Here is a 13061-nt window from a genome sequence, read left to right on the forward strand (position 1 = left end):
AACAAAGCGGTGCGCATCCTTATCGTAAGGATGCGCACCGCTTGAATATCGCGCCGTATACCGTGATGCTACGTCCGGGTGGAGCCTTCTAGACCAGTAGTTACCGTAGCGCGTCAGAGGCAACGCACGGCATATCGACTCTCTATCTAGAATAATCTAGCCGGCAGTGGTTGGCTGAACTGGGGACTTAGGAGTTACAGCTTTAGAGTCGCTTGGCTTATTGGGCAGATCCGGAAGGCTTGGCTTCTTAGTGGACGGCTTGCCATCCTCCTGAACGGTGTAGCTGCCATCAGCATTTACAGCTGTTACATCACGACCATCTATAACAGTCCATGAGCCATCGGAACTCACAGTGGTAATATCGCCATCAGTCTCGGTGCGAACCCATGAGCCGTCGGAAGCCACAACGACACTATCACCATCAGCTTCAGTGTAAGTCCACGACCCATCAGATACAACAGTATGCGAACCGGCCCCGCCACCGTTATTGCCAGCGGATGCGCTCGACCCCGAGCCGTTATCCGCTTGCATTCCGCCGTTAGTACCAGCAGATACCGTGGAATCGCCGTTCTTCATCTGCATATTACCGTCAGCCCCAGCGGTAACAGAGGTATCACCATTATTCACAGTGACCGAACCGTCAGAGGCGGAGACCTTGGGAGTCGCAGATGCAGAAGCGGATGCCGATGAAGAGTTCGAAGCGTTATTGGAGTTATTGGCACCGCATGCGCTGAGGGCTACAACGCCTGCTACAGCTAGAGAAAGAAGGGCGGAAGTTTTCTTGGTGATCATGTGCGTAGTCTTTCTGATGATGAATTACTGTTCAGTACCCGAAAATTTCGCGTCACAAGACTGAAATTACAGGAGCTATACCCTACCGGGAATACCTTTATTCTACTGGTTCTAGCTATGTTGAGCCTATGTAAACCTGTGTTTAACCTAAGAAACTTAAAAATTATCTTAAGGTTTTTTATACCTATTTCAGGCCCCCAAATTCCCGCGGAAGTAAAGGGGTGGGGTATACCCCCGTACCACAGGCTCTTATCGCAGGCAGATGAAAAGCCGAAGCACCGCATCCTAGCCTTGTGGATGCGGCGCTTCGGTTCCTGAAAGTCCTCACGACAGAGGTCGCAGTCACAAACTATTGCAGAGCATACGAGGGCTCAACCGGGGTCTTAGGCGTTACCGCCTGAGGGTTTGCAGGTCTTTCAGGCATCTGAGGAACCGTAGGTTTCGTAGTTCCGGGCTGCCCGCCTTTCTTCACAGTCGTGTAGCCACCATCCGCCTGCACCTTAGCCTGGGAGCCTTGCACTGTTCCCTGCTCTGCAATCTCGATTCGAGCTTTATGGGTCCATGACCCATCTGCCGACACCGCAGTTTCCTCGCCCATAATCCCGGTTTTAGTCCAAGAACCGTCAGCATTGACTTTCACCTGCAAACCATCATTGGACACATAAGACCATGAACCATCCGAGGAAACCTGTGTGGTTTGTTCCTCCATACTGCGTACCGTAACGGACGGAAAAGGCTTAGGAGTTTTCGACACCGATGGAGAGGCGGCCGAACCGCTGGAACTATGAGCAACGCAAGCGCTTAGCGTCAGAGCAGAAGCAAATGCCAGAGCAAGACTCGCTATAATTTTTACAGTTTTCACGTGTTTTCCCATCTCAGGGCAGAAAGTCAGCCGTTTTTATTACCCGCGCCCCTGCCAAACAGCGCGCTTAGGCTGTGCTGGACGAGCCGTCCCCCGTCCAGGATACGTGGGCGCTGGGGGCGTGTAGGACGAAATTCGCCATCCATTAGAGGAGTACCATTCGCCGTTATCGGTGACGCCGAATTCGCTTCCATTCGGATACTTTTGCACCCACGATCCGTCGTCGTACACACGAATTCGGGTTCCATCGGCATTCTTGCGTTTCCACGAGCCATCGGAATCAACTTTGATAGTGCTTCCATCCGCAGCGGTCTGAGACCACGAACCATCGCGGTTCACCTTGATACTAGAAGCACCGCCATTTCCCTTGTTGCCGGTAGATCCTTGCGAACCGCCATTTTTATTTGCGGATCCTGCTCCTCCCTGACCTCCAGAATTTCCCTGCTGTCCGGAGTTACTTCCACCAGAGCCGTCAGCCGGCTTCGCCGCTTCATCGACATCCTTATTCGCATCTGCACCACCAGCTGCTGCGCTTTCCTCAGGAGAATTAGCAGCCGGAGATTCGGGGGCTGTTGCCGCATCTGTGAGCGTGGGAGCATTCACGGCTTCACCTGTAGTATTACTCTCGGCGGTTGAAGAGGGAGTAGCATCCGCAGGCTCGGGGGTTGCGGTTTCAGTCGCCGTCGCAGAAGGGGATGAACTTGCCGAGGAACTGGGACTTGGAGACTTAGATTTCGTGGGAGAAGATTTTGAGCTTGAGGAGCTGCTGTTGGGCGATAATGTTACGGAGGAAGACGCCTCATTTGAGGAGCCGCAGGCGCTCAGGGCAAGAATACTCGCCACAGCCACCGATACAACGGCGTAGGTTCTCTTCATGCTCATTGCATTTCTTTCTATAAACCGGTGATGACGTCCCGTTGCGACCACCCAGACGTTCAGCATGAGCGCACCACAGCACCGAAAAATATGGTGTTATAGCGATCCCCACTGAAGAGCGTCGTTGCGGGATAAATAGTCCTTCCGGAAGAAGGGATACATCTATTCTAAAGGTGTTCCGCTTCTTGAAGCTATCCATTAACACGTTTCTTGAAAAATATCACGTTAATTTCTGCGGGTACCCTCAAGAATATCTTGGGAAACACTTCAAAATCTCGGACGTGAAACTACAGATTAAAGCTAATCAGCATTTTTATATATATTTTCTTTACACTTACGAGAGTTCTATGTGAAGGTCTCCATCCTCCCGACATACAAACCCCTGCTCCACAAGGAAAAACTTCATTCGCGCATCAAGAGTCATACACTCAACGACAAGAAATGCCGGAGCACAAGAAAACTCAGCTTAGTAGAGTATCACCCGAGCAGTCGACCACAGAGATCTTTGTGCAAGGACCATTTGATTTATAGATATTTTGAGAACAGGGTGAAATACTTATAAAGTTTATATATAAAGTATTTAATAATACTTACATATTTATATCATTTATAGTTATATATTGTGTATACCAGTTTTCCGCACAGAACCGCGTCTTAACGCGGAGCTGCAGGGGCTACCGGAGTTGCCGCCTCCGGATTATTGGGTTTTCCAGGAATTGCAGGGATTTCAGGCCGGTCTTCTTCATCCTCAACAATGCCATTCTCGGAGACTGACCACGAGCCGTCGGCATTAACCGTAATAACCTCGCCGTCATGGTCGGTCTGGGTCCATGCGCCGCTTGCGCTCACTCTAATGACCTCGCCGTCGCTCTTGATAACCTCCCACGCGCCGCTCGTCTCAACGGTGATTTTATCGCCTTCGGAGTTCGTGTGGGTCCAGGAACCATTCACATTCACCTTGGGTTCGGTTGGAGATCCACCATTGTTACGTTGCGCGGGCGTATTGTTCCCGCCGGTTCCGGGCTGATTCTGATTAGTATCACCATTCACCGAGCCGCCGGAAGTATTTCCTTCTCCCCCATTACCCTGGGTCGCGGCGGGGGCATGGGCGGGATCTGCCGAAGAGTTAGAGGTTGCCGAAGGTGAAGGTTCCGCAGCCGTACCATGTGTTGAGGGGGATGCAGTCACTGTCACCACGGCGGGAGTCACCGGATCCTGAGGTTCGGAGGATGCACACGCGCTCAACAGACCAAGCCCTGCAAGGGCTAACGGAAGAGCACTATACTTTCTCGGTACGATGGTCACGGTATGTCTTTCTGAGTGTTTCTGTGTCATAACAGGATATATTTTCAGGCTGCAACATTACTTACTACTATTTTAGCTAACCTGATTGAGACTTTTAGGTGACAAGGTGTTGCCCGCTTTTCTTGGGACGAAAGGCATTACAGCGTAATGTTGCGATGCGTAAGATCGACGTGAAGTTCTTAGAAGAATAAAATTCCGTCCCCGGTAGTCTATCCCGTCTTGACAACCTTTTCAAACGGAGTTTGGTATCGGGCGTTATCACGAGACAGAAGCTCTCAGACAGAGAAAACAAACCATAAACATAGGGGCTCCCACCGTGTGGTGGGAGCCCCTATCAGGTCCTAGAAGTCTCAAGAAGTTACTTCTTCTTCTTGGAGGTGGCCTTGGTGGCCTTCTTCTTGGTAGCGACTGCTGCCTTCAGCTTGGAGCCTGCGGTCAGCTTCACACCGTGACCAGCGGGAATCTGGATGGTTTCACCGGTCTGCGGGTTGCGACCGGTACGAGCTGCACGGTCGGTACGCTCGATAGCCAACCAGCCGGGGATGGTGATCTTCTCGCCCTTAGAGACGGAGGTCTCGAAAGCCTGGAACACTGCGTCGAGCACTGCGTTCACGGTTGCCTGGCTCTTGCCAGACTTCTCTGCTACCTCTGCAACAAGTTCGGTACGGTTCTTAGCCATTTGGGGTGCCCCTTCCTGAGACTTATCTTTTTCAGACTAAGTCGAGCTGCTTTTCACGAGGAAAAATAACTCGCCTAGGTACAAAATACCAGAAATTACCAGCTTGACTTAGTAATACCGGGCAATTCGCCACGGTGTGCCATCTCGCGGAAGCGTACGCGGGAGATACCAAACTTCTGGAAGGTACCGCGCGGACGACCGTCGATCTGGTCACGGTTGCGAACGCGGACGGGAGATGCGTTGCGGGGTAGCTTCTGCAAAGCTACACGTGCTGCTTCGCGCTCCTCGGGGGTAGCGTTCTCGTTCACCAGCGTCTTCTTCAGTTCTCGACGCTTCTCGTCGTAGCGAGCTACGATGACCTTGCGCTGCTCGTTACGAGCGATCTTTGACTTCTTAGCCATTCTTAGCGCTCCTCTCGGAAGTCAACGTGCTTGCGAACCACGGGATCGTACTTCTTTAGCACCATACGGTCAGGATTATTGCGGCGATTCTTACGGGTTACATAGGTGTACCCGGTGCCTGCAGTGGACTTGAGTTTGATAATAGGACGCAGGTCCTTAGCCTTGGATGCCATGTACTAGATCTTCTCCCCGCGTGCGATGATTTCTGCGACCACGGCATCAATGCCACGAGCATCGATAACCTTAATGCCCTTAGCGGACACGTTCAGGGTCACCTTACGGCGAAGCGAAGGAACCCAATAGGTCTTCTTCTGAACGTTCGGATCGAATCGACGCTTATTGCGGCGATGCGAGTGCGAAATGCTGTGTCCAAAGCCGGGAACAGCTCCGGTCACCTGGCAGACTGCTGCCATGTTTCACTCCTTATTGATTGACTTTTCTGACGGATGCGCAGTCGATGTTACTCGTACGTCCCGTCACCAATGTAGAAGCACCGGGTTATTCTCCGGGCTAGAGTGTTTGAGACCGGCATCTGGGTGAGATCCAGATGTCAATCCCCGCCGCGGGAAAAACGGTGAAGCATAATTTAGTGTCGAGAGGCGTTTCCACCACTACGAACAGCGTTAAATTCTAGGTAAATCCAGCAACTCACGCAAGCCTGCACGCCAGAAACTCCCCTTAAAAACCAAGGATTTTTTGGATTTTGAGGGGTAACCATTTGATACAGACTTCTTCCGGGCACGCCGAAAGGTCGCGATAGAGTTACCCGCTTATTCTACCAGTTCTCGCTGTTTCCTCAAGTCACAAGGGAGTTTAAGGTAGTTCATGACGAAGTTTTCATCCCTTGTCGATATCCATGTGACAAACGTCTAATTACATCGTTGAAATTTTAAATGTGAGATTAACATCTTAACTCGTAGAAACCCGTATTTTACGGCATACGGCAGGTTATTCTTCGAGTTCTACCGGCTCGCCAAGACCAGCGGCAGGAACCAAATTCGGGTACCTCGCGCTTAGTCCATCCCCCAAACTGCGCCCAGTCAGCTGCCGGCCCATCCAAGGCAGAGCATGCGTTCTTACCCAATACGCACTTTCGGCAACTCTCTCACGCAGCGGCGGAGGCTCTTCTTCACCGGCGATAAGGTCCACATCCTGCGCCAGATGCCCCAGCCCAAGCTGCGTCAGCACATGGTATGCGAAGCGCTGATGCCCCAACTCATTCATATGCAGGCGGTCGTCAGCCCACAGCCGCCAGTCCAGAAAATCGTCCATACGCCAGTAATCGATAATGTGCACACCGTATTTATCCGCCACCGTACGCAGAAGCTCGTTATACAGGGCGGTACGCGGGCGGGTCCGAGCAAAGGGTCCCTCTCCCTTCACGTCCAGACCCGTAATTGTCAGAACCTCGATTCCTTCCGCGCGCAGAGCCGCAAAGGCTCGCTCTGCGTGCGAGATAATCTCATCTATATTCACGTTTAGGCTAATAATATCGTTGCCGCCGCCGTAGAAGCTAACGAGGTTCGGTCTCAGTTCTAGGGTGGCCTCCAGCTGCTGCTCAACGATCTGGTGCATCAAAAGCCCGCGGATCGCCAAGTTAGCGTACTGCGCCTGAGCATCGACTGAGCCGATAGTTTCCGCAACGCGATCTGCCCAGCCGCGCACCTGGTTGGGACGGTCGGTATCGACATCACCCACGCCTTCGGTAAACGAGTCGCCCATTGCCACATAACGCACAGGTTCGCCGTGCAGTCTGGCATTTTTATCGAGTTTGAGCATGGTAGGTACTTCCTAACTTTTGGTTTTATCTACCCGCCAGTATCCCATGAATAATATGTCTGTCTTAGGTATTGACCGCAGACATCCAGCTGCGTGCGGTTTCAGGCAGGGCAAACCAATCGTGCAGCAAACTCAAACATACCGTAACCGCGTTTTGTTCGGGTTTCTCGCTCCTGTTTTATAAGCCTTATTTCACGGGTTCACGTCGTCCAGTATCTTCTGCGAAGCGTGCGCAGACCGATGATGCGGCACCACCACCACGCTCCCGTCACTAAACGGATCGGCAACCTCGGCCTTGAGCCCAAAAATATCGTTAAGATTTCTGGAGGTCAGCACCTCGTGAGCAGATCCGCGACTGACGATCTGCCCGTCCTTCATGGCGATTAGATAGTCTGCAACGCGAGCGGCAAGATTCAGCTCGTGCAGCACCATAATCATGGTGGTTCCGCGTTCTTCGTTCAGGTCCGCTAGTAAATCCAGCAGCTCCACCTGATGCGCCAGGTCAAGGTACGTGGTCGGCTCATCCAACAGCAGAATATCGGTCTCCTGCGCAAGCGCCATCGCAATCCACACACGCTGGCGCTGACCGCCGGAAAGCTCGGTTACTTGGCATTCGGCGAGCGACATCGTATCGGTGGCCTCCAGAGCCCAGGCTACCGCCTCATCATCTTCGGCGCTATTACGTTTGAAAAGCCCTTGATAGGGGTAGCGCCCCCGCGAAACCAAATCGGCAACAGTAATGCCTTCAGGCGCAATAGGATGCTGCGGCATAAGCCCGACCATGCGTGCGAACCCCTTCATGGAGTACCGATGCGTAGGCTTACCATCGAGCAAAAATTCGCCGTCAAGGGGATGCAAGAGTCGCGAAACACCCCGCAGAAGCGTGGATTTACCGCATCCGTTGGGGCCGATAATGGCGGTGACCTTGCCCTGCGGGAATTCTAAGCTCAGGTCTTTGACGATAGGCTGTGCGCCGTATCCTAGGCTCACGTTGTCTACGCGCAGAGTACGCTCAGTTACGGTTTTCATGATTTACCTTCCTTTCGGTTCTGCACGAGCAACCAGATAAGTATGAGGGTACTGAAGACGCCATAAAAATGCCTACAGAAATTTTATATGCCGGACTAGGTTTACGGCTGCCGTTCACCGAGGCTCAAGACTCCGGACGTACCGATGCCGTGCCTTCCGGTAAGAAGACACGGCATCGTATATTCTTGGCACGTGTTTAGAGCGAGAGCATGCCAGTGGGTATCCAGCCACCCTTGGCGGCGCGTTCAAGCATAGTTTTCGCCATAGTACGCCCGTATGCCTTGCTCACATGGTTCTCGTCTATGTACACGTAGACGTTCCCGACAACCGGTTGGCACATTCCTTCCGGGCAGTACAGGTCAGTCATATCTACCAGCACCGCGCCCTTATCCTTGTATTTGTCAAAGACCTCTTGGGCGGGGTTCTTTTCAGCCAGTTTCTCAGAGACCGGGCGCGCGCAGGATTCCAGGTCGTCTCCCGCCTTCTGTGCGCATTCGTATACGTTGTAGTCGTACCGCGGGTTATCGCGCACACCAACCACCTGTATTCCGGCGTCCGTGAATTTCTTGACCGTTTCCTCCAAGGCCGGGTCGATGCGCTCCTCATTAGACCGCGCCTCCGCGATGGTTGCGATAATCACCACGGTCTGCGGCTTACGCTGCAGAATTTCTTCGGTGACGTCCCGGTTAAACTCGGCGCACTCGTTCGAGGATGATGCATCCTGCTGCGGATACTGGCATCCGCCTAAGAGGATCGACTGCATATTAACTTTGGACTGCTCGGCAACGGGTTTGAACATGGCCATTGCCTGTTCCGCGTGGGAGTTACCGACGACCATCATAAGCGGCGAATCATCTGTTCCGTTCTTCTGCGAAGAGCAGTACTTCTTGAGTGAGTCATGAGAGAGGGCAAAATTGCCTTCGCATTTGCCGTCGCTCAACATCTCGTATTGATTCTTCAAATCACCATTAGGGATAGGGTCGTCGTGTATGAGTGCCTGATCTGTGCCGATGGCGCGAGCACCTAGGTGATTATCGGTTGCAGTCTGGGTCTGCGTTTCTGCCTGAATGCTCGCCTGAGTATTGGAGTAGTTTACCCACGCCTGCGCACCGGCAAGAGGTATTCCTGCCAGTAAAAAGGTTGCGGCCAGGAAGGCAAGCTGATCGGCCCACGTTTTGACCGCGAAAACCCTCTTAAACCGCAGTATTTTCATCAGCCAGGGAATGAAAGGGTCTTTACGGTAACGCAGCGGTTTCTCCACGAACTGGATCAGAACCCAAGCTAAGGCAATAGATACCGCAATAATGGCGGTTCCTTCGAGAAAGTTCACGTGGGGTTTCTCTACAGCGGTGCTGTACAAGATCAGGATGGGCCAGTGCACTAGGTACAGGGCGTAGGAGATATTGCCGAGACTCTGCAGAGGTTTAGAGACCAGCCAGCGGTCTACACCCCACCGACTGTTGGTACGGCCCGCCATAATGACGAGAGCACCTGAAACTACTGGATACAGCGCTAAGAATCCGGGAAAGGAGCGCTGCACGGGCAGGAAGGCGCCACAGGTCACAAGCCCAAAAACGCCGATCCACCCCATGATGACGCGCGCCTTCTCAGGGGCCTTCCATTTGAGGGTTACCATGGCGAGCAGCGTCCCGACAGCAAATTCCCAGAGACGGGTGCGGGTATCGAAGTATGCGAACCCCTGGTTTGTCTCGGTTTCAATAATCGAAAACGTCAAAGATGCAACAAAGACCGTATCGAAAACCAAAATGGTTGTCGTAAACAGATTCCAGCGGAAACGATGCACAAGGTATGCGACCAGCGCGAAGAGCAACGGCCACAGAATAAAAATCTGTCCCTGAATAGACAGCGACCAGAAGTGCTGAAACGGGGTTTTCGATGCCGCGTTTTGCGCATAGTAATCTACCGAGTTAAAAGCAAGATGCCAGTTCTGGTAGTAAAAGAGGGATCCCTTCGCATCCGCGAGCATATCGGCCCAGCGGCTTGGCGATAGGATAAAAAATGATGCGATGGTCGTTCCCGCAATGGTTACGGTCGCTACCGGAAGCAAGCGTTGGAACACGTGTAGCCAGTATGTGAATAGGTTAAGCGGCCTGCCCTCGTTGATTTTGCGCATATTCGAGAGTGAGAGCAGGAACGCCGAGATGAATAAAAAGACGTCCACGCCGCCGGATACCCTACCAAACCAGACATGGTATAGCACTACCAGGAGTACTGCGAATGCACGCAGACCCTGAATTTCGGGGCGGAATCCCCGAGTTTCAATAAAGTTTTCGAGGGGGTAAGAGTTTGAGGGTGATGATACAGTCGGGGTTTGCGCCGCTTGCTGATGCATTGCGGGTTGACCTGCTGCCATAATATCGCGTGTCCTGTGCTGCTCTGTAAATCGGTGTGTGGTCTCATATAATGCTAACGACCTGTAAGGGGAAAGTCCCGATTCAACGCATCAGCTGCGTAACGCATGAATCAGGACTTTCGTGGAGCCCCCTACCGGATTCGAACCGGTGACCCTCGGTTTACAAGACCGATGCTCTGGCCAGCTGAGCTAAGGAGGCAACGTCTTCTAGTGTACAGCAAACGCACAGGGATGCTAATTCAAAAGTGGATGTTATGAAAGTTTATCGTGTTCACTGTTTTTATATGTGTCTGCTTAAACGCTATTTTCCCGTATCACTATACTTTTTGAGTCTTTTAGATTTCGAACTATGTTCATACGGCTCAGAAAATGTTAGACGGTTGATAAGCCTTAACAGAGATTCCCTCTCATGCAGAATCATGCATTGGAATCTTAGACTATTGTGTCAGTATCCTTTGAGGCTAAAGCACATAGAAAGGATTCGCCCGCAGGCTTAGCGCTTGCGGGCGAATCCATTTATATTACTGCTGCGGGTTATTGTTATTCTTCTTGGCGTCGATCTTCCCCTGCAGGAAGCCAGTGAAGTCATTGCTGGTGTACTGTTCACCATCCACAAAAACGGTCGGGGTGCCCCCAATGTCGTTCTTCGAGGATTCTGCGGTCACGACATCCACAAGAGAACGCCACTTGTTATCGTTCATATCCGAACCGATATTTGCACCGTATTTAGATGCTATATCGGCGATCTGCTGGTTGTTCAGGTCGCCGGTTCCCTGGTGACTAAACAGTTCTTTCTGGAAGTCCAAGAATTTATCTGCACTCACCTGGTTAGCAACGGCGTATGCGGCATTAGCGGTACGTGCCGAGTACTGGGTGGGTGAATTCTGATCGAGGAAGGTCAGGTTACGGATTTCGAGTTCGATATTGCCCTCTTGAACCTGTTTCTTCAGTTCCTCGCCGTACTGATCCTCAAACTCATGGCAGTGCACGCAATTGTAGTCCTGGAAGATCGTCACGCGCACCGGTTTACCGTTCTTAGAGGCTTCATCTGCCGACTGAATGCCGAGCGGCAGTTTCTTGCCCGCCTGCGGGGTACCGTTCACCGAGGGAGTGTAGGAGGCGTTAGAGTCCCCTAGTTCCTTATAGTTACGGGTGTCTCGTGTTGAGGAGTTTTGGACGATTCCGTCCTTAGTCAGCACAATTCCGCCGTACTCATTCGAACTCGCAGGCACAGGACCCGATTCGGGTACTTTATTGTTCTGACCGTTGATATAAACAAAGCCAATAACGAAAACAATAACAACGACTACGCCGAGTACGGTAAGTTGTATCCATCGACGGTTCGTCGCTACATTGCCGCGCTTTGATTGTTTAGCCGCAATTTGGCGGGCCTTCTCGCGGGCGTCCTGGGACATTGCCTGCTCCTTTATCTTGTGATCGACGCGGTGGATGCGCCTACCGCTAACCCGTTCTAGCCTACCGAAGGTTGGTGGTAGCTGCCAGTCATGGCCAGGTTTTCTACACTTTGTGTCGCGTTCTCACGCTCACAGCTTATTTTACGGGGCAACCACAGTCACCTGCGCTGGCTATATAAGCCGCGCGTACCATTATAAGACTCGTTATTCTGCGGGATAGCATCTCAGGATAAACCTAGCGGTATGAGCAAAAGAGACTTGGTGCCTTATAAGTTGCCTCGTTCCTCTATTCTCTGGGTGACATGTATGTATGTAAACCATACCTTTCCAGAGCCCCCCGTTTATAGCTCATAAGTTCCACGGATAAGACCCTCATACTGCAAGACTGCGCTACCAAGGAAAGATCGTAGGACAGCTTCGACCGCAGACCGAGTCAGAAGTCGAGATTAGCAATAAACCCCATATTTACTAGAACAGCTTTAACCAACGAGTTTCGCCCTAAGATTCCAGGGGATACTAGCATGCGATGGCTCTACTACAATCAGCTTAGTTTTATCGGCGATGTCAATGTCTAATGCTGACAGTATCTTACTTGCTTAGCCACAATTTGACGGGCCTTATCACGGGCGCCTTGGGACATCGCCTATCTCCTTTATCCTGTAATCACTCCTCTGTGCACTTAGCAGTTATCTACGTTGTGATCCAGCTGTTCTTCTTCACGAGCACCCTGCTAGTGGACAGTACTAGTGGACAAGCCTCGCAGTACTTTATGGCTACACACGCCGCAAGCAGTGTTCCTCAGCGAGCTTCTAGCAGAGTATCGGCACCGTCAAAACCTCCAGAACCGCTATAGCTGTTCGAGTAATCATGCTCTACACTTCAGTCTTGCTTAGGGTTTTAGTGGGTAAGGGATACGGTGTAAGAGCTTCAGAATACGGCTTAGCCCCACCCACAATTCAGGTTAGGAACATTAGAACAGGCAACATTCTATTCCGTAACCCAATTTTCTGTTTGCATAGACGATATAAGAACGACGCGGCTATGGCGATATATGCCATAATCTGCACCAAAGTAGATCCCGTCGAGCTGCACCTCGCAGCAGGGTGAACGGGAGTTATGAATACATGACGTCCCAGTATCGGCTTACATATACAGCTGGAATTGGCGGGTACTTTTACGGGGCTTTGCGTGTTGAAAGCTAATGCTGGTATTTCAGGCGATAAAAGCATAGCTAATTCCGTTGGGTGAATTTGAGGTGTTGAATGGTTGTTGAGACCCCGCAGTTGGTGCATCGTTATCGGGTTTTCCTACGCTGGTGGTACCCGTTTTCCTTCAGAGGTCCGTCAGAGGTAGGGCATCGGTAGCGGAGGTTTTGAGACCCATTCTTGGGTGTTGTACCGGAGTTAACCACTAGTTGAGTGGTTAAGGCTGTCCCGGTATAGCCTACCAGGCCCAAACCGCACTTATGGTCAAGGGGATGCTGCTACCGGGTTGGGTTGTTTGGTAAAACCACCGTTAAACACAAAAAAGCATGGGCGAAAGCTCCCCA

General features: G+C 51.8%; 13 protein-coding genes and 1 tRNA gene. 1 reads left to right on the forward strand and 13 read right to left on the reverse strand.

The features are described 5' to 3' along the window. Positions 1-156 precede the first annotated feature (156 nt). The 10 genes from HMPREF2958_RS00850 to HMPREF2958_RS00905 form a co-directional block, all read right to left on the reverse strand. Positions 157-792 (reverse strand): hypothetical protein, encoded by a 636-nt coding sequence (locus tag HMPREF2958_RS00850; protein ID WP_048752860.1) that lies wholly within the window; start codon positions 790-792, stop codon positions 157-159. A 349-nt stretch (positions 793-1141) separates the two neighbouring features. Next, on the reverse strand, positions 1142-1654 hold the full coding sequence (locus tag HMPREF2958_RS00860) for a cell surface protein (protein ID WP_246827968.1): 513 nt from the start codon (positions 1652-1654) through the stop codon (positions 1142-1144). A gap of 39 nt (positions 1655-1693) precedes the next feature. Then, on the reverse strand, positions 1694-2536 hold the full coding sequence (locus tag HMPREF2958_RS00865) for a hypothetical protein (protein WP_070520263.1): 843 nt from the start codon (positions 2534-2536) through the stop codon (positions 1694-1696). 648 nt (positions 2537-3184) lie between these two features. Beyond that, on the reverse strand, positions 3185-3835 hold the full coding sequence (locus HMPREF2958_RS00875) for a hypothetical protein (RefSeq protein WP_141755768.1): 651 nt from the start codon (positions 3833-3835) through the stop codon (positions 3185-3187). Between the two features lie 358 nt (positions 3836-4193). Further along, positions 4194-4514 carry an HU family DNA-binding protein gene (locus HMPREF2958_RS00880; RefSeq protein ID WP_004005969.1) on the reverse strand — a complete coding sequence of 107 codons (321 nt, stop codon included), beginning with the start codon at positions 4512-4514 and terminating at the stop codon, positions 4194-4196. Between the two features lie 95 nt (positions 4515-4609). After that, the gene (gene rpsN / locus HMPREF2958_RS00885; protein WP_004005968.1) at positions 4610-4915 is read right to left on the reverse strand and encodes a 30S ribosomal protein S14; all 306 of its coding nucleotides are present in this window, start codon (positions 4913-4915) and stop codon (positions 4610-4612) included. Positions 4916-4917: 2 nt separating this feature from the next. After that, positions 4918-5088, reverse strand: a complete 171-nt coding sequence (gene rpmG / locus HMPREF2958_RS00890) for a 50S ribosomal protein L33 (protein ID WP_004005967.1) — start codon at positions 5086-5088, stop codon at positions 4918-4920. Between the two features lie 3 nt (positions 5089-5091). Next, a complete protein-coding gene (rpmB, locus tag HMPREF2958_RS00895) occupies positions 5092-5328 on the reverse strand; it encodes a 50S ribosomal protein L28 (RefSeq protein ID WP_004005966.1) in 237 nt (78 codons plus the stop codon). A gap of 535 nt (positions 5329-5863) precedes the next feature. Further along, positions 5864-6694: an SGNH/GDSL hydrolase family protein gene (locus HMPREF2958_RS00900; protein ID WP_070536358.1), complete on the reverse strand. Its 831-nt coding sequence runs from the start codon at positions 6692-6694 to the stop codon at positions 5864-5866. A gap of 192 nt (positions 6695-6886) precedes the next feature. After that, positions 6887-7723 carry an ABC transporter ATP-binding protein gene (locus HMPREF2958_RS00905; RefSeq protein WP_070627232.1) on the reverse strand — a complete coding sequence of 279 codons (837 nt, stop codon included), beginning with the start codon at positions 7721-7723 and terminating at the stop codon, positions 6887-6889. A 68-nt stretch (positions 7724-7791) separates the two neighbouring features. On the opposite strand from HMPREF2958_RS00905, the gene HMPREF2958_RS11205 reads away from it, so the two are divergent. After that, on the forward strand, positions 7792-7923 hold the full coding sequence (locus tag HMPREF2958_RS11205) for a hypothetical protein (RefSeq protein WP_256370911.1): 132 nt from the start codon (positions 7792-7794) through the stop codon (positions 7921-7923). Here HMPREF2958_RS11205 and HMPREF2958_RS00910 read toward each other — a convergent pair. From HMPREF2958_RS00910 to HMPREF2958_RS00920, 3 genes are all read right to left on the reverse strand, one after another. Beyond that, positions 7920-10076: an acyltransferase family protein gene (locus HMPREF2958_RS00910; RefSeq protein ID WP_070695869.1), complete on the reverse strand. Its 2157-nt coding sequence runs from the start codon at positions 10074-10076 to the stop codon at positions 7920-7922. The two genes, HMPREF2958_RS11205 and HMPREF2958_RS00910, sit on opposite strands and share 4 nt — an antisense overlap. Positions 10077-10219: 143 nt before the next feature. Then, a tRNA-Thr gene (locus HMPREF2958_RS00915) sits at positions 10220-10296 on the reverse strand. Between the two features lie 322 nt (positions 10297-10618). Continuing rightward, a complete protein-coding gene (locus tag HMPREF2958_RS00920) occupies positions 10619-11512 on the reverse strand; it encodes a DsbA family protein (protein ID WP_070695852.1) in 894 nt (297 codons plus the stop codon). Positions 11513-13061: the final 1549 nt, after the last annotated feature.

It is taken from the genome of Rothia sp. HMSC036D11, from assembly GCF_001814205.1.
In the GTDB taxonomy this organism is placed as follows: Bacteria; Actinomycetota; Actinomycetes; order Actinomycetales; family Micrococcaceae; genus Rothia; species Rothia dentocariosa.

Excerpts from the sequence above, each read along its gene's own strand:
- HMPREF2958_RS00850 (WP_048752860.1), bottom strand. The coding sequence starts at position 792 with ATGATCACCAAGAAAACTTCCGCCCTTCTTTCTCTAGCTGTAGCAGGC.
- HMPREF2958_RS00865 (WP_070520263.1), bottom strand. The coding sequence starts at position 2,536 with ATGAGCATGAAGAGAACCTACGCCGTTGTATCGGTGGCTGTGGCGAGT.
- HMPREF2958_RS00880 (WP_004005969.1), bottom strand. The coding sequence starts at position 4,514 with ATGGCTAAGAACCGTACCGAACTTGTTGCAGAGGTAGCAGAGAAGTCT.
- rpsN (WP_004005968.1), bottom strand. The coding sequence starts at position 4,915 with ATGGCTAAGAAGTCAAAGATCGCTCGTAACGAGCAGCGCAAGGTCATC.
- rpmG (WP_004005967.1), bottom strand. The coding sequence starts at position 5,088 with ATGGCATCCAAGGCTAAGGACCTGCGTCCTATTATCAAACTCAAGTCC.
- rpmB (WP_004005966.1), bottom strand. The coding sequence starts at position 5,328 with ATGGCAGCAGTCTGCCAGGTGACCGGAGCTGTTCCCGGCTTTGGACAC.
- HMPREF2958_RS00900 (WP_070536358.1), bottom strand. The coding sequence starts at position 6,694 with ATGCTCAAACTCGATAAAAATGCCAGACTGCACGGCGAACCTGTGCGT.
- HMPREF2958_RS00905 (WP_070627232.1), bottom strand. The coding sequence starts at position 7,723 with ATGAAAACCGTAACTGAGCGTACTCTGCGCGTAGACAACGTGAGCCTA.
- HMPREF2958_RS11205 (WP_256370911.1), top strand. The coding sequence starts at position 7,792 with ATGCCTACAGAAATTTTATATGCCGGACTAGGTTTACGGCTGCCGTTC.
- HMPREF2958_RS00910 (WP_070695869.1), bottom strand. The coding sequence starts at position 10,076 with ATGCATCAGCAAGCGGCGCAAACCCCGACTGTATCATCACCCTCAAAC.
- HMPREF2958_RS00920 (WP_070695852.1), bottom strand. The coding sequence starts at position 11,512 with ATGTCCCAGGACGCCCGCGAGAAGGCCCGCCAAATTGCGGCTAAACAA.